Source organism: Coprococcus sp. TM115-187, assembly GCF_027679115.1.
In the GTDB taxonomy this organism is placed as follows: Bacteria; Bacillota; Clostridia; order Lachnospirales; family Lachnospiraceae; genus Allocoprococcus; species Allocoprococcus comes.
The window spans coordinates 49,365-65,367 of record NZ_JAQEKS010000009.1 but is presented as its reverse complement, the minus strand read 5'-3'; the positions used below and the strand labels follow the sequence as shown (position 1 = coordinate 65,367).

General features: G+C 44.2%; 13 protein-coding genes. 11 read left to right on the top strand and 2 right to left on the bottom strand.

Annotation, left to right across the window (positions count from 1 at the left end; all coding sequences use genetic code 11):
- Positions 1 to 704: 704 nt before the first annotated feature.
- Both PGW42_RS08225 and glgB read left to right on the top strand, forming a co-directional pair.
- Positions 705 to 3,713, top strand: coding sequence for a tetratricopeptide repeat protein (locus PGW42_RS08225; RefSeq protein WP_270235130.1), 3,009 nt, complete (start codon positions 705 to 707; stop codon positions 3,711 to 3,713).
- A gap of 180 nt (positions 3,714 to 3,893) precedes the next feature.
- The gene (glgB, locus tag PGW42_RS08220; RefSeq protein WP_270203574.1) at positions 3,894 to 5,939 is read left to right on the top strand and encodes a 1,4-alpha-glucan branching protein GlgB; all 2,046 of its coding nucleotides are present in this window, start codon (positions 3,894 to 3,896) and stop codon (positions 5,937 to 5,939) included.
- 60 nt (positions 5,940 to 5,999) lie between these two features.
- Here the strand turns inward: glgB and PGW42_RS08215 are convergent, their stop codons facing one another.
- Entirely contained in the window at positions 6,000 to 6,323 is a 324-nt protein-coding gene (locus PGW42_RS08215; protein ID WP_008371132.1) for a thioredoxin family protein, read from the bottom strand.
- Between the two features lie 342 nt (positions 6,324 to 6,665).
- Entirely contained in the window at positions 6,666 to 7,322 is a 657-nt protein-coding gene (gene trmB, locus PGW42_RS08210; protein WP_008371128.1) for a tRNA (guanosine(46)-N7)-methyltransferase TrmB, read from the bottom strand.
- 215 nt (positions 7,323 to 7,537) lie between these two features.
- On the opposite strand from trmB, the gene PGW42_RS08205 reads away from it, so the two are divergent.
- Genes PGW42_RS08205 through PGW42_RS08165 form a run of 9 tightly spaced genes read left to right on the top strand, consistent with a single transcriptional unit; the run spans position 7,538 to position 15,997 of the window.
- On the top strand, positions 7,538 to 7,849 hold the full coding sequence (locus PGW42_RS08205) for a hypothetical protein (RefSeq protein WP_008371126.1): 312 nt from the start codon (positions 7,538 to 7,540) through the stop codon (positions 7,847 to 7,849).
- 3 nt (positions 7,850 to 7,852) lie between these two features.
- The gene (locus PGW42_RS08200; RefSeq protein ID WP_055297447.1) at positions 7,853 to 8,899 is read left to right on the top strand and encodes a V0D/AC39 family V-type ATPase subunit; all 1,047 of its coding nucleotides are present in this window, start codon (positions 7,853 to 7,855) and stop codon (positions 8,897 to 8,899) included.
- The gene (locus tag PGW42_RS08195; RefSeq protein ID WP_195479694.1) at positions 8,896 to 10,830 is read left to right on the top strand and encodes a V-type ATP synthase subunit I; all 1,935 of its coding nucleotides are present in this window, start codon (positions 8,896 to 8,898) and stop codon (positions 10,828 to 10,830) included. Before PGW42_RS08200 ends, PGW42_RS08195 begins: the two co-directional genes overlap by 4 nt.
- A gap of 25 nt (positions 10,831 to 10,855) precedes the next feature.
- On the top strand, positions 10,856 to 11,290 hold the full coding sequence (locus tag PGW42_RS08190; RefSeq protein ID WP_008371120.1) for an ATP synthase subunit C: 435 nt from the start codon (positions 10,856 to 10,858) through the stop codon (positions 11,288 to 11,290).
- Between the two features lie 2 nt (positions 11,291 to 11,292).
- Positions 11,293 to 11,601 carry a V-type ATP synthase subunit F gene (locus PGW42_RS08185; RefSeq protein ID WP_118199496.1) on the top strand — a complete coding sequence of 103 codons (309 nt, stop codon included), beginning with the start codon at positions 11,293 to 11,295 and terminating at the stop codon, positions 11,599 to 11,601.
- 25 nt (positions 11,602 to 11,626) lie between these two features.
- Positions 11,627 to 12,217, top strand: a complete 591-nt coding sequence (locus PGW42_RS08180; RefSeq protein WP_195502422.1) for a V-type ATP synthase subunit E — start codon at positions 11,627 to 11,629, stop codon at positions 12,215 to 12,217.
- Positions 12,168 to 13,979, top strand: coding sequence for a V-type ATP synthase subunit A (locus PGW42_RS08175; protein ID WP_082421065.1), 1,812 nt, complete (start codon positions 12,168 to 12,170; stop codon positions 13,977 to 13,979). Before PGW42_RS08180 ends, PGW42_RS08175 begins: the two co-directional genes overlap by 50 nt.
- Positions 13,980 to 13,993: 14 nt before the next feature.
- Positions 13,994 to 15,367 (top strand): V-type ATP synthase subunit B, encoded by a 1,374-nt coding sequence (locus PGW42_RS08170; protein ID WP_008371111.1) that lies wholly within the window; start codon positions 13,994 to 13,996, stop codon positions 15,365 to 15,367.
- A 12-nt stretch (positions 15,368 to 15,379) separates the two neighbouring features.
- Positions 15,380 to 15,997 carry a V-type ATP synthase subunit D gene (locus tag PGW42_RS08165; RefSeq protein WP_008371109.1) on the top strand — a complete coding sequence of 206 codons (618 nt, stop codon included), beginning with the start codon at positions 15,380 to 15,382 and terminating at the stop codon, positions 15,995 to 15,997.
- Positions 15,998 to 16,003: the final 6 nt, after the last annotated feature.

The following is a 16,003-nucleotide window of genomic DNA, read 5'->3' as shown; positions in this document are numbered from 1 at the left end:
AAACTCAATATGTTAATGGTATGGCAAATGTAAATTCCTGTGAGATGAGCCTTAACCATAGATTATAATCCGGTAAGAGAAAAGTTAATGATAAAAAAGGTCGGAGTAGTAGATAAACCGGAAGCGATTATAAGATATAAAAAGATTCAGCATTTGTTGACATATTGAAGTAAATACCACAGTAATTCAAGATCAGAAAATGTGTAAAGAAACATTCATTGATAAGTAAATTTAACAGTGACGAGAAAGCTGATAAATACCAAAATTGGATTACCTGATTATATAAAATAACGAACGATCAGAATTAATCAAAATCGATTCATATGATTTCATTTTTATAAATTTTATAAAATCTGAATATCATATGAAATGCTCAAAGAACTTACAGGAATAAGAATTACTTAATTCCTCCGATATAAAAATAAAAATTATAAAATAAAAATTACAATTGAATATTCCGAGACAGCCATTTAAAAGATGGCTGTCTCCTTTTTTTCTGTTACCAGCTCCCAATTTGTGAATTTTTTGTAATATTTTTTTAACATTTCTGAAAAATATCAGCCGTAATTTTTGACATTGACAACGCTCTATGATACACTTAGTAAGTAAAATTATAAGACTTTTGTTTTCCGTTTCTGGTACAAAAGTCAGACTTACTGAGGAAAAGTAAAATAATTAATAATAATCATATGAGGTGAGAAACGTTGGATAAATATGAATATCGCGCAAAGACAGAGCAGATGCTTGCGTATGCCGAACAGAAGTCTTACCAGAAAGCGATGTCGATTGCAGATACGATCGACTGGCGTAAAGTAAAAAATACCGCCATGCTCTCTACCGTAAGCGAAATCTATGAAAATGCGGGGGAACTTGGTAAAGCACGTGATACCTTATTTATTGCGTATGATAAAGCACCTTCCAGCAGAAAGGTTGTATACCGCCTGGGAATTATTTCTCTGAAGCTGGGACATTTCGATGAAGCAGCGGATTGCTACGAAGAATTTGTCAAGCTTGCTCCGAAAGATCCAAACCAGTACATTCTCCGGTATAAGATCTTAAAAGCACAGAAAGCGCCAGTCAAAGAACAGATTGAAGCTCTTGAAGATTTCAAGCATTCTGAATACGTTGAAAAATGGGCATATGAACTTGCCAGATTATACGCTGAAGCCGGTATGACTTCCGAATGTCTTGATGAATGTGATGATCTGATTCTCTGGTTCAGCGAAGGTACTTATGTATACCAGGCAATGGAACTTAAAATGAAATACAAACCGCTGACTCCACTTCAGCAGGAAAAATACGATCATCGAAATGATGGTATCGGCCGTAAGGATTCTTCCAAGAGAAAACCTTCCTTCCGAAAATCCAAAGAACGTCCGGCACCGAATCCACGAATTGCAGACAAGGTCCGCAAAGATGTACATGTCACAGACAGTATTGATCTTCCGGATCTTCCAGAGCCAATGGCCCGGACACATGCTTCCGAACCAGAAGCTGAGTCACAGCCAAAAACCCGGATTCGAAGCACTTCCGATATTTCCACAACCATTTCCGGTGCTTCCCTTTCAGATGCCCTGAAAGCCGGTGTTGCCGTTGCAAGTGGTGCAGTTGCTCCTGAATCTGCTTCAGACGATTCACAGATGACCGGTAAGATGAAGATTGAAGAAATTCTTGCCAACTGGGAAGCAACCCAGCGTGAAAATGCAAAGATTCTTGAAAAGAGCCAGGAGGAAGCTGAGAAAGAAAAAGCCCTGCGCGAGAAGAAGAAAGAAGAAGAAGAGGAAGTTCTTGGAGCTACAAAACCAATCCTTTCTGATGATATCCGCAAACTGATGGAACAGCTTGAAAATGGTGAAGAGCCTGAAATCACCGATGAAGATGCTGAAGATTTCGTTGATGATGAAGAGGATGAAGCGACTGAAAGCCCGGAAGATTCATCCAAAGAAGCTTCAGACACTGACGAGGAAGAGCCGGAAGAAAATGATTTTGAAGAAATCGTTGACTCCGAAGAAGATGATGAATCGGATGCGGTTTACGATGAAGAAGCTGAATACGAGGATGAGGATGATTCCGAGTATGATGACGACGAGGAATACGAGGATGAAGACGATTCCGAGTATGACGACGACGAGGAATACGAGGATGAAGATGATTCCGAGTATGACGACGACGAGGAATACGAAGATGAGGATAATTCCGAGTATGATGACGAGGAAGAATACGAAGATGAAGACGATTCCGAGTATGACGACGACGAGGAATACGAAGATGAAGACGATTCCGAGTATGACGACGACGAAGAATACGAAGATGAAGATGATTCCGAGTATGATGACGACGAGGAATACGAAGATGAAGATGATTCCGAGTATGACGACGAAGAGGAATACGAGGATGAAGATGATTCCGAGTATGACGACGACGAGGAATACGAGGATGAAGATGATTCCGAGTATGACGATGACGAGGAATACGAGGATGAAGACGATTCCGAGTATGACGACGAAGAGGAATACGAGGATGAAGATGATTCCGAGTATGACGATGACGAAGAATACGAGGATGAAGACGAAGATGACTACCAGATCGATGATGAATTAGATGAAGATCATAAAGAGGATTTTGATTTTGAAAAAGAATCTGCTCTCGATATCGATGATCATGATTCTGACGAAGATGATGGTGATTTTGCAGACCTTGATTCCTTTGAAGATGAAGAAGAATTAGATAGCAGTGATGATTATCTTGATCTTGAATTTGACGAGAAACCGGCTCCTGAGCCAAAGAAAGAAACTTCAAAATCAGCGCCAACTCCTGATATTGACGAAGTTCTTGAAATCGAAGAACCATCAGAAGATGAAATCACCGAACGCATGGGTAAATTCGATACCGGATTCGTTGTACAAGGTCGTTACGATCTGAGTGCAACAAGTGAAATTGGACTGAAGCTTGGACTTACTGAAGAGCAGAAGCAGCTGTTCTCTTACTTTGTACCGATCCGTGGTGTCAGCGAACAGCTTGTTGAAATCCTTGATAACGACAAACGTTGCCGTAACCGTTATGGAACTTCCCGCACAGGCAACATCCTGATCCTTGGCCGCAAGGGAAGCGGAAAAACAGTCCTCGCAGTTGATATTGTAAAAGCAATCCAGAAACAGCGCAGACTCAAACAGGGTAAAGTTGCAATCGTAACCGGTGATTCTCTGAACAAAAAGGACATCGGAAGTATCATCGATAAGCTGAACGGTGGCGCACTGATCATCGAAAAAGCTTCCAAGCTGAATGACAGAACCATCCGCGAACTGAATGACATGATGGATGAACAGACCGGCGAACTTCTCTTCCTTCTGGAAGACCAGAAGAAACCGCTGGAAAGAATGTTTGCATCCCATCGCGAATTCAAACGTAAATTTACTTCCAGACTGGAGCTTCCGGTATTCATCAATGATGAACTGGTTACATTCGGTCAGACCTATGCTAAGGAAAACGGATACCGTATCGATGAAATGGGAATCCTTGCATTATACAGCCGGATCGATATGATGCAGAGAGAAGATCATGCGGTTACTGTTGCAGAAGTAAAAGAGATCATGGATGAAGCAATTTCACATTCTCAGAAAGCAAATGTAAAACATCTTGTGAAACGGGTATTTGGAAGAAGCACTGATAATTCAGACCACATCATCCTGAAAGAAGATGATTTTAAATCATAAGATTTCTACAAAGAACGCGCTTCCGGCGCGTTCTTTTGTATATGCAGACCAAACCGATAACTATAAACAAAGAGTTTTAGACATCTTACATAAGAAGTGTATAAGTTGTCCAAAACTCTTTCTTTTTATCGCTATTTCTAGTATAATATTCCTAAATATCTTTGATAGAAGGTGAATGGGATGGCAGTAAAAAAAACAACAGCACAACAGACCAACACGACCCGCAAGACGGCCGTAAAAAAATCTGCTGTAAAAAAACCGGCAGCTGCTAAAACTGCTGCTAAAAAATCTACAGCTAAAAAGTCTGTGAAAACTGTAACAACAGATAAACCCGCTGATTATAGAATCGGCGAATTAGATCAATATTTATTCGGACAGGGAACCCATTATGAAATCTATAAAAAAATGGGTGCACATTTTGTAAAAGATGGCAAAAAATCCGGCGTATATTTCGCAGTATGGGCTCCACATGCCAAATCAGTTTCCGTAATCGGTGAATTTAACGGCTGGAGTGAAGATGCAAACGTTATGAAGCGTCAGGAACCACTTGGAATCTATACCGCATTTGTTCCGGAAGCACAGCTCGGACAGCTTTACAAGTACTGTATCGAGACACAGACCGGAGATAAGCTTTACAAAGCTGATCCATTTGCGAACAGTGCAGAGTTGAGACCGGGAACTGCCTCAAGGATTGCTGATATCTCCCATTTAAAATGGAGTGACAGTGTCTGGATGAAGCACCGGGCAGAATGGGATTTCCATTCCTCACCGATTTCCATTTATGAAGCACATATCGGTTCCTGGATGCGCCATCCGGGACGTGAAGATGAGGGGTTCTATAGCTACCGTGAATTTGCGCATGCAGCTACAGACTACATAAAAAAGATGGGGTATACTCATATCGAACTGATGGGAATTTCAGAATACCCATTTGACGGCTCCTGGGGATATCAGGTGACCGGATATTATGCTCCGACCTCCCGTTATGGTACGCCGGAAGATTTCGCATATATGATCAATTATTTCCATAAGAATAAGATTGGCGTAATCCTTGACTGGGTACCGGCACATTTTCCACGCGATGCACACGGACTCTCTGATTTTGACGGCACAGCTACCTTTGAATATGCAGATCCTAAGAAAGGGGAACATCCGGACTGGGGAACCAAGATCTTCGATTATGGTAAAGCAGAAGTTAAGAACTTCCTGATCGCCAACGCACTGTTCTGGATCGAACATTATCACATCGATGGTCTCCGCGTAGATGCTGTTGCTTCCATGCTGTATCTTGATTACGGTAAAGAAGACGGTCAGTGGACTGCCAACAAATACGGCAGCAATGAGAATCTGGAAGCAATCGAATTTTTCAAGCATCTGAATTCCGTTACTACCGGACGTAACCCTGGCGCACTGATGATCGCAGAAGAATCCACTGCATGGTCAAAAGTAACGGGCAAACCGGAAGATGATGGTCTTGGATTCAGCCTGAAGTGGAACATGGGATGGATGCATGACTTTACCGAATACATGAAGCTGGATCCATATTTCCGCAAAGGCGACCACTACGGTATGACATTTGCCTTAACCTATGCATACAGCGAGAATTATATTCTTGTATTATCACATGATGAAGTGGTACATCTAAAATGTTCTATGCTCAATAAGATGCCTGGTCTTGGATTTGAGAAATTCGCCAACCTGAAAGTCGGATATGCTTTCATGATGGGACATCCTGGCAAGAAGCTTCTTTTCATGGGACAGGATTTCGGACAGCTCCGTGAATGGAGCGAGGCCAGAGAACTTGACTGGTATCTCCTGGCAGAGCCGGAGCATCAGGCACTCCAGAATTTCTACCGTGACCTGCTGCATCTTTACACACACAACAAAGCCATGTATGAACAGGATACCTGCATGGAAGGCTTTGAGTGGGTCAATGCAGATGACAGCTCACGAAGTATTTACAGCTTCATCCGTCATTCAAAGGGCGCAAAAAAGAACCTTTTATTCGTATGTAACTTCACACCGATCGAACGACCGGAGTACCGTGTCGGCGTACCACGCGGCAAACAGTACCGCCTGGTACTGAACAGTGATGAATTGCAGTATGGCGGAAGCGGAAAAGCCCGCCCGGCAGTATATAAAGCAAAGAAACAGGAATGTGATGGAAGACCATATTCATTTGGTTACGATCTTCCGCCATACGGTGTTGCTGTATTCGAATTTTAACATAGCAAGTCAATGCAATCTGCGCAAAATATTCATCATACGAATAATTGATTCCACCAATTATTTTCTTAACATTTCCCGGATTCGTTCTTCCAGAGTTTCTTCTGGAAGAACTCCGGTTGTATATCCACAGATTTTTCCATCTCTGTACACCACAAACGTCGGTACGATCTCAATGCCTATATACTCTGCAATCTCTTTCGATATATCAATATCAATCTTATAAAAAATCCATTTTCCCTGATACCGGCTGGCAATCCTTTCCACAACAGGATACATCATTCCGCACTTTGGACACCATGATGCGTAAAACTCCACAATTACCGGCATCCTCTGCTTTCCGACTGTATTTTCATAATCCTTCGTGATCAATGCGATACCCATACACTTTCCTCATTTCTGCCATCTCAGGCTATGTAAAAAGGACTGGATTTAGTGGCATCCACATTTCGGGTTTAAGATTTTATAGACTTCCTGAAAAGAATTTCTGAAACAGATCAGCTTTTTATTAAATCTTGGATTCTTATAGCAAAACCCCCGCATACAATTCTGAAAATGATGCTTTTTCCGCATATCGGTTCCTTCCTGATTTCCTCTTTCTACAATATATGCAAAAAGACAGCCGATGTGCGGATTGCTCCGTATCTGCTGTCTCTTATATTGCCAGGAATCATCTTACGCACTCAGCGCCTTTATGATCTGCCTGTTGCATTTTATTCAATTGTCTTACTGGCGCATTGCGATCAGTTTATGGATCGGATGTCCCTGCCCGGAAAATTTCTCCTCGTACTCAGTCATAACATTCCCTCTGCTGAGTGTCGGATCATTGTGAAGATCATAGGTCTTCGCCAGAAGTACCCAGCCTGCCAACTCCACCTGCTCCAGTGAAAAGTCAAACAGCTCTCTGTTGTCTGTCTTAAATTCAACGACTCCGTCAAAGGCAAGGATCTTGTCATACCGCTCAAAAAACTGCTTGGAAGTAAGTCTGCGCTTTGCATGACGTGCTTTCGGCCACGGATCTGAAAAATTCAGATAAATCTTGTCAATTTCTCCGACAGCAAAAACCTCCGGCAGATTTGTCGCATCCATACAGATAAAACGAATATTGTTGACATCCTTGTATTCCTCGTCATTGTCAAAGCGTTCCAGCGCCCGAAGCAGTACGCTTGAATAACGTTCGATACCGATATAGTTGATGGATGGATTCTCCTTTGCAAGCGTCAGAAGAAACTGTCCTTTTCCCATCCCGATCTCAATATGGATCGGATTCTCCGGATTCTGAAAAGTCTCTTTCCAGGTGCCGCGATATCTGGTCTCATTTTTAATTACAAGGGGATGAGCTGTCAGATAAGCATCTGCTCCTGGTACATTTCTTAACCTCATATATCTTTCTCTTCCTTTAGTGAAAATATGTATAACCTTATTTATTTTATACTATTCTGAAATATTTGAAAACCCAAAAATACATTTTATAAGTTTTGTACAGAATATTCTTATGATATTCTCTTATTTTTTAGTAGAATTTTATAATTTAAAGTAGTAGAATATGTATGCATTATTAAAAATGTATAAATAATTTTTAAGAAAGGAGTCGGACAATGGATCATATTGTTAAAAAGCTCTCCGAAATCGAACACGCAGCCGAAGCTGTTGTGGAACACGCGGAACTGGAGAAATCAGAACTGGAAGAACGCATTCAAAATGAACGCAATCAGTTCGACAAACAACTTGAAGATCACACCCAAAAGGAGCTGAACGATATCCACAAAGGATTAAACCGTCAGATGGATGAGATTCTTGCAAGGCAGAACCGTAAGAACCAGACAGCGATCGAAGAACTTAAAAAAGATTTTGAAGAGAAGCATACGGCATATGCCGAGAAAATTGTCAGACGTATCATAGAGGGATAGCATATGGGAAATTTACTTGCATACAGTGGCATCGTAACAAAAGTACGCGCCATGCAGGCGAAACTGCTCACTGATGAAGATTTCCGGAACATCGCCGCATTTCATACAGTAACCGAAGTTGCTGCTTATCTCAAAGAACATCCCGGATATCGGAATGTCCTTGCAGATATGGACGAAAACCGTCTTCACCGCGGTGAGATTGAGAAGCTTCTTGTGCAGTCACTTTACAGTGATTATACACGCCTGTACCGTTTTTCCGGAATGGATCAGAAAAAATTCCTGGAGCTTTATCTGAAGCGCTACGAGATGAATCTGATCAACTATTGTCTGCGTATTGTATTCAACCACTATCAGAAGCCTTTTGATCTGGATCATAAGAAAATATTCTTCGACAAATATTCGGATCTCTCCATCGATAAACTGATCACTTCGGGGAATATCGGTGAGCTGGTGGAAAATTTAAAGGGCACAGAATACTATGCGCCGTTAAAACGTCTGGAAAATGCGGAGAACCCTACCCTTTTTGATTACGATCTGGCACTGAATCTGTACTATTTTACAACCATGTGGAAGAAACGCAAAAAGATTCTGAAGCATAAGGAACTGGAAATTTTCACCAGAGATGCCGGAGCAAAGATCGACCTGCTGAACCTGCAGTGGATCTACCGTGCAAAAAAATATTACAACATGCTTCCGCCGGATATTTCCACACTGCTGATCCCGATACACTACCGGATTCATGTAGATCAGCTGAAGGATCTTGTAGAAGCACCGTCTGTCGATGAATTTTTAAAGCTGGTTACCAGAACGCCTTATTTGCGTCACACCGATACTCAGACACCAGCGTCCATCGAGACGATTTACAAAGACTGCCTGTACCGTCTCTACCTGGCAGACAGAAGAAGTAATCCGTATTCCATCGCAACCGTGAATACCTATCTTTTTCTGAAAGAGGAGGAGCTTGATAAGCTTACAACTGTGCTCGAATGTGTTCGCTACGGACTTCCTGCACGTGAGACATTAACTTATATAGGAGGAACAGCGAAATGATTGTTAAGATGAAGTTCCTGAGCATTACCGGACCACGCGCCGACATCGACCGCATGACAAACCGGTATCTTTCCAAATATGAGATGCAGCTTGAAAATGCACTCACGGAGCTCAAGACAGTAGATAATCTGATGCCATTTCTGGAAATGAACCCTTACCGTGATCCACTCGCAAAAGTGACACAGTTTCTGGGATATATGAAAGACATGCCAGCAGAGCCATCCTTTGATCAGAGCGAAGACGAGATCCTTGAGATGATTCGTTCTATCAATCATGACTACATGGATCTGCAGCAGCAAAAAGAAGAACTGAAAAAAAAGAGAGAGCATATCCAGGCACGTATGAAAGTCCTGGAACCTTTTACTTCTCTGGATTTTGACCTGCATGAGATCATGCAGTACAAATACATCCGCACAAGATTTGGAAAAATCAATGTGGATTATTATCACCGGCTGGAAAAAGCGCTTCTTGAAGACATTGATGCATTATTTCTGGAAGGCTCCAGAGATGCCTCTTATGTCTATGGCGTTTATTTTGTATCGGATGCTGATGCAGGAAAGGTCGATTCGATCATGCGGTCTCTCCACTTTGAAAAAGTCGATCTGCTGGAAGACTTTGGCGGAACCCCGCTGGAAGCTTACCGGAGCCTGGATAAAGAAGTCCAGAATCTGACCGATGAAATCCAGGCAGTGAAGGATAAACGTCAGGAGATGTTCCGCAAGAACGCTTCCAGACTACTCGGTGCAAGAATTCAGCTGGAACGTTTTTCCGATAACTTTGATATTCGGAAATTTGCGGCACGAACCGAGACAGACGAGCAGGAAGAATACTACATCCTCTGCGGCTGGATGTCCGAAGAAGATGCAAATGCATTTATCAAAGAGGCACAGGGAGATGACAAGGTTTATATCGTAGTAGAAGAGGACCGGGAACAGTATTTTGGAGAACCTCCTACCAAGCTTGAGAATCCAAAGCTTTTCAAACCATTTGAAATGTTCATCAAGATGTACGGACTTCCCAAGAGCGGTGAGATGGATCCGACCATTTTTGTAGGTATCATGTACAGCTTTATCTTCGGCGCCATGTTCGGGGATGTCGGTCAGGGGCTGCTGCTCTTTATCGGCGGTGCGATCCTGTATTTCACAAAGAAAATGAACCTTGCCGGAATCGTATCACTTGCCGGAATCTTCTCCACCTTCTTTGGATTTATGTTTGGAAGTGTGTTTGGATTTGAAGACATTATAGAAGCCAAATGGATCCGACCAATCAATCATATGACCACCTTACCGTTTATCGGAAAGCTGAATACTGTATTTATCGTATCGATTGCTTTTGGTATGGGAATCATCCTGATTTCTATGATCTTCCATATTATCAACGGCATCCGTGCCAAAGATACCGAAGCAACCTGGTTTGATGCAAACGGCGTGGCAGGGCTGATATTCTACGGGGCAGCAGTTACCTGCATCGTTCTTTTCATGACAGGTCACTCTCTGCCGGGTGGAATCGTTCTTGCAGTGATGTTCGGAGTACCGCTTCTTCTGATCGCACTGAAAGAGCCGCTGACGAACAAGATCAAAAAGAAAACCGAAAAAATGGAACAAAGCAAAGCAATGTTTGTCACCCAGGCATTCTTTGAATTATTTGAAACCCTGCTCAGCTATTTTTCAAATACGCTTTCCTTTATCCGTATCGGTGCATTCGCAGTCAGCCACGCTTCCATCATGGAGGTTGTACTGATGCTTGCCGGTGCCGAAAGCGGGCATATTAACTGGGTAGTGATCGTACTCGGCAACCTGTTTGTATGTGGATTCGAAGGACTGATCGTTGGAATCCAGGTTCTGAGACTTGTCTATTACGAGATGTTCAGCCGCTTCTACAAAGGCAGTGGCCGCGAATTTAAACCTTATACAGGTACTGCAAAAAATTAGTTTTTCATTTTAGGAGGAAATTATCATGACTTTAGCAACTAAACTCATTCTCATTGCCGCACTGGTTTTAAGCATTTTCATTCCATTCGGATATTACCTGCTCGGAGAAAAAAATAAAGGACGTTATAAATGTGCACTTGCCTTCAATGTTCTTTCTTACTTTGGAACCTTCCTTGTAGCAGGGATCATGCTCTTTGGAAGTGTACCGGTACATGCAGCAGACGCCGCAGCCTCAGGCGCAGGCCTTGCAACCGGTCTTGGTTACATTGCAGCAGCTCTTGTTACCGGTCTTTCCTGCATCGGTGGCGGTATTGCCGTAGCAAGTGCAGCAAGCGCAGCCCTTGGAGCTATCAGCGAGGATTCCAGCGTCCTTGGTAAATCCCTTATCTTCGTAGGTCTTGCAGAAGGTGTATGCCTGTACGGTCTTATCATCTCCTTCATGATCATCAGCAGACTGTAATCATGAAGATGTATCTGATCAGTGACAACGTGGATACTTATACCGGAATGCGGCTTGCCGGCGTGGACGGTGTCGTAGTTCATGAAAAACAGGAACTGCGTGATGCGCTGGAAACTGCCATGAACGACAAGTCGATCGGTATCGTTCTTCTGACGGAACGCTTTGGAAGAGAATTTCCGGATCTCATCGATGAGATCAAGTTAAAAAGAAAGCTGCCTCTTCTGATCGAAATTCCGGACAGACACGGAACAGGACGTAAAAAGGATTTCATTACCTCATACGTCAATGAAGCGATTGGACTGAAACTTTAACTAGAAAGGCATAGAAGGTGAGACAATGACGCTTGAAGAGAAAATAGCGCATTTACAGGAAACGGTCATGACTGAAGCCCGTTCTGAAGGAAATGCGATCATTGACAATCACAAAAAAGCGCTTGAATCTTTATTTGAAAAACATAAAAAAGAAGCAGCTGCCCAGTCTGAGGTCCGCATCAAATCCGAGACCTTAAGAGCCAGAAGACAGGTAAATCAGGCCGCTGCCAAAGCTGAAACGGAGCTGAAAAGAGCGCTTGGCAAAACACAGAATGAATTAAAGGTCCGGCTTTTCGATGAAGTAAAGGAGCTTCTTTCTGACTTTACAAAAACAGACAAATATCTGGACTATCTCTGCAGCAAAATCCGCGAAGCCGCACGCTTTGCAGATGGCGAGGAGATGACCATTTATATTTCTCCTTCTGATAAGGAGAAACAGACAGAACTGGAAAAACGTACCGGCATGACGATCACCATCAGTGAATATGATTTTATGGGCGGTATGCGTGCTGTAATCCGAGGCCGTAATATTCTGATCGATCACAGCTTCCAGGCTGCAGTCGATTATGAATATCATCAGTTCAGTTTTGCAGCAGGAGGTGCAGGAATTGAATAAGACAGCAACTATTTATGGAATAAACGGTCCGGTCATCTATCTGAAGGGTGACACCGGATTCATGATGTCGGAAATGGTCTATGTGGGAAAGGAAAAGCTGGTTGGCGAAGTCATTTCCCTGGACAAAGACATCACGACTGTTCAGGTCTATGAAGAGACTTCCGGGCTGAAACCGGGAGAAATCGTAGAGGCTTCCGGAAGTCCGGTATCTGTAACTCTGGCACCCGGAATCCTGAACAATATTTTTGACGGAATCGAACGCCCGCTTGAGCAGATCGCAAATGTGGGCGGCGGTGCATTTATCACCCGCGGCGTCAGCGTTGATTCGCTTGACCGCGACAAATTATGGGATACCCACATCACTGTGGCCAAAGGAGATTACCTTCATGGCGGAGATATTATAGCGGAGGTTCCGGAGACCAGTGCGATCGTACACAAATGTATGGTTCCGCCGGATGTGGAAGGTGAAGTAATCTGCTGCGCGTCGGACGGAGAATACCGGATTGAAGATACACTTGTCACTCTGCGGCTTTCCGACGGAACAGAAAAACAGCTCAACATGATACAGCACTGGCCGATCCGTAAGGCGCGCCCGACAAGCTACCGTTTCCCGGCAAGTGTCCCTCTGATCACCGGACAGCGGATCCTGGATACCATGTTCCCGATCGCAAAGGGTGGAACTGCCGCAATCCCAGGCGGATTCGGTACCGGAAAAACCATGACCCAGCACCAGATCGCCAAATGGTCTGATGCCGATATTATCATCTATATTGGCTGCGGCGAGCGTGGAAATGAAATGACACAGGTGCTGGAAGAGTTTTCAGAGCTTGTGGACCCAAAGAGCGGCAATCCGCTGATGGACAGAACCACTCTGATCGCCAATACCTCCAACATGCCGGTAGCTGCCCGTGAAGCAAGTATTTATACCGGACTTACTCTGGCTGAATATTACCGTGACATGGGCTATGACGTAGCGATCATGGCAGACTCTACTTCCCGCTGGGCAGAAGCCTTACGTGAGCTTTCCGGCCGTCTGGAAGAGATGCCGGCAGAAGAAGGTTTCCCGGCTTACCTTGCCAGCCGTCTGTCTGCTTTCTACGAGCGCGCAGGCATGATGCATAACTTAAATGGCAGTGACGGATCCGTGACCATTATCGGCGCCGTATCGCCTCAGGGAGGCGATTTCTCCGAGCCGGTCACACAGAACACCAAACGTTTCGTCCGCTGCTTCTGGGGCCTGGACAAGAGCCTTGCCTACGCAAGACATTTTCCTGCGATCCACTGGCTGACCAGCTACAGCGAGTATCTGACCGATCTCGCCGCCTGGTACCACGACAATGTATCACCCAAATTCGTTGACTACCGCAACCGCATCATGGCACTTCTGAACCAGGAGAGCAGCCTGATGGAAATCGTAAAGCTGATCGGAAGTGATGTACTTCCGGACGATCAGAAGCTGGTTCTGGAAATTGCAAGAGTCATCCGTCTCGGATTTTTGCAGCAGAATGCATTCCACAAGGATGATACCTGTGTCTCTCTGCAGAAGCAGTACAAAATGATGGAAATCATTTTATATTTATACAAACGCTGCCGCGAACTGGTAGCCATGAATATGCCAATGTCTGTCCTCAAGGAGGAAAATATTTTTGAACGTGTCATTGCGATCAAATACGATGTTCCAAATGACAATCTTCAGCTTCTTGACCAGTATCTGGCAGACATTGATGCTTTCCATGACCGCATCATGGAAAAGAACGCGTAAGGAGGGAAAATAAAATGGCAATTGAATATTTAGGCCTCAGCAGCATTAACGGCCCTCTGATCGCGCTGGAAGGCGTTCAGGATGCTTTTTATGATGAAATCGTAGATTTTGTCGTAAACGGCAAAGAACACAAAATGGGACGTATTGTGGAGGTCTACAAGGACAAAGCAATCATCCAGGTATTTGAAGGCACGGAAAATATGTCTCTTAACAATACCCACACCAGACTTACCGGACATCCGATGGAAATCGGTCTGTCCGAAGAAATGCTTGGAAGAACCTTTAACGGAATCGGCGAACCGATCGACGACCTTGGACCGATCACGGTTGAAGAGGTGCGCGATGTCAACGGACTTCCGTTAAATCCAGTCAGACGTGAATACCCTCGTAACTATATCCGCACCGGAATTTCTGCGATTGACGGACTGACCACACTGATCCGTGGACAGAAGCTGCCGATCTTTTCCGGCAACGGTCTTCCGCACGACCAGCTTGCCGCACAGATCGTAAAGCAGGCTTCTCTTGGCGGCAGCACGAATGAGGATTTCGCCATCGTATTCGCCGCAATGGGTGTCAAGCATGACGTAGCTGATTTCTTCCGCAGAACCTTTGAGGAAAGCGGTGTTGCAAACCATGTGGCAATGTTCCTGAACCTTGCCAACGATCCTGTCGTCGAGCGTCTGATCACCCCGAAGGTTGCGCTGACCGCCGCTGAATACCTTGCATTTGAAAAAAATATGCACATTCTGGTCATTCTTACCGATATGACTTCCTTTGCCGAAGCCATGCGTGAGGTTTCTTCTTCCAAAGGAGAAATCCCAAGCCGTAAAGGATATCCGGGATATCTGTACAGTGAACTTGCCACCTTATATGAACGTGCAGGAATCGTAGAAGGAGTAAATGGTTCTGTCACACAGCTCCCGATCCTGACCATGCCAAATGATGACATTACCCACCCGATCCCTGACCTGACCGGTTATATCACCGAAGGACAGATCGTACTTGACCGGAATCTTCACGGACAGGCAATCTACCCGCCGATCAGCGTTCTTCCGTCCCTGTCCCGTCTGATGAAAGACGGTATCGGAAAAGGATATACCCGGGAAGACCACCAGGACCTGGCAAACCAGCTTTTCTCTGCATATGCTAAAGTAGGAGAGGCTCGGAATCTTGCTTCCGTTATCGGAGAAGACGAGCTTTCTCCGATTGACAAGAAATACCTGGAATTCGGAAAGGCATTCGAGGAGCGTTATATCGGCCAGGGACCGAATGAAAACCGTACCATCGAGGAAACCCTGGATCTTGGCTGGGAACTGCTTAGAATCCTTCCAAAAGAAGAACTTGACCGTGTCGATACCAAGATTCTTGACGTATACTACAAAGGCTAAGGAGGGAAGTCTATGGATCCACGTTCATTTCCCACCAAGGGAAATCTGATACTTGCGAAAAATTCACTGACACTTGCCAGACAGGGATATGAGCTGATGGACAAGAAGCGGAACATTCTGATCCGCGAGCTGATGGGCTTAATCGACGAAGCAAAGGATATTCAGGAAGAAATCGATAAAACCTTCACCTATGCCTATCAGTGCCTTCAGAGGGCCAATATCGAGCACGGGATCAGTACAGTAGAAGAACTTGCCTATACAGTTCCGATCGAGGATTCTATCCGCATCCAGACGCGAAGCATTATGGGAACAGAAATCCCGAAAGTGAAGTACGAAAAAGAAAATACCAGACCAACCTATGCATTCAGTACTTCCAGAGAATCCATCGATATCGCCCGTGATGCATTCTGCCGTGTTAAAGAGCTGACACTCAAGCTTTCTGAGGTAGAAAATGCAGCGTACCGGCTGGCTTCAAGTATCAAAAAGACACAGAAAAGGGCAAATGCCCTGAAAAATATTACGATTCCAATGTATGACAATCTCGTATATACGATTACAAATGCACTGGAAGAGAAGGAACGGGAAGAATTTACCCGACTGAAAGTGATCAAACGAATGAAAAACAAATAATATTTC

Coding starts and splice junctions, on each gene's coding strand:
- glgB (WP_270203574.1), top strand. CDS start 3,894: ATGGCAGTAAAAAAAACAACAGCACAACAGACCAACACGACCCGCAAG.
- PGW42_RS08215 (WP_008371132.1), bottom strand. CDS start 6,323: ATGGGTATCGCATTGATCACGAAGGATTATGAAAATACAGTCGGAAAG.
- trmB (WP_008371128.1), bottom strand. CDS start 7,322: ATGAGGTTAAGAAATGTACCAGGAGCAGATGCTTATCTGACAGCTCAT.
- PGW42_RS08205 (WP_008371126.1), top strand. CDS start 7,538: ATGGATCATATTGTTAAAAAGCTCTCCGAAATCGAACACGCAGCCGAA.
- PGW42_RS08200 (WP_055297447.1), top strand. CDS start 7,853: ATGGGAAATTTACTTGCATACAGTGGCATCGTAACAAAAGTACGCGCC.
- PGW42_RS08195 (WP_195479694.1), top strand. CDS start 8,896: ATGATTGTTAAGATGAAGTTCCTGAGCATTACCGGACCACGCGCCGAC.
- PGW42_RS08190 (WP_008371120.1), top strand. CDS start 10,856: ATGACTTTAGCAACTAAACTCATTCTCATTGCCGCACTGGTTTTAAGC.
- PGW42_RS08185 (WP_118199496.1), top strand. CDS start 11,293: ATGAAGATGTATCTGATCAGTGACAACGTGGATACTTATACCGGAATG.
- PGW42_RS08180 (WP_195502422.1), top strand. CDS start 11,627: ATGACGCTTGAAGAGAAAATAGCGCATTTACAGGAAACGGTCATGACT.
- PGW42_RS08175 (WP_082421065.1), top strand. CDS start 12,168: ATGAATATCATCAGTTCAGTTTTGCAGCAGGAGGTGCAGGAATTGAAT.
- PGW42_RS08170 (WP_008371111.1), top strand. CDS start 13,994: ATGGCAATTGAATATTTAGGCCTCAGCAGCATTAACGGCCCTCTGATC.
- PGW42_RS08165 (WP_008371109.1), top strand. CDS start 15,380: ATGGATCCACGTTCATTTCCCACCAAGGGAAATCTGATACTTGCGAAA.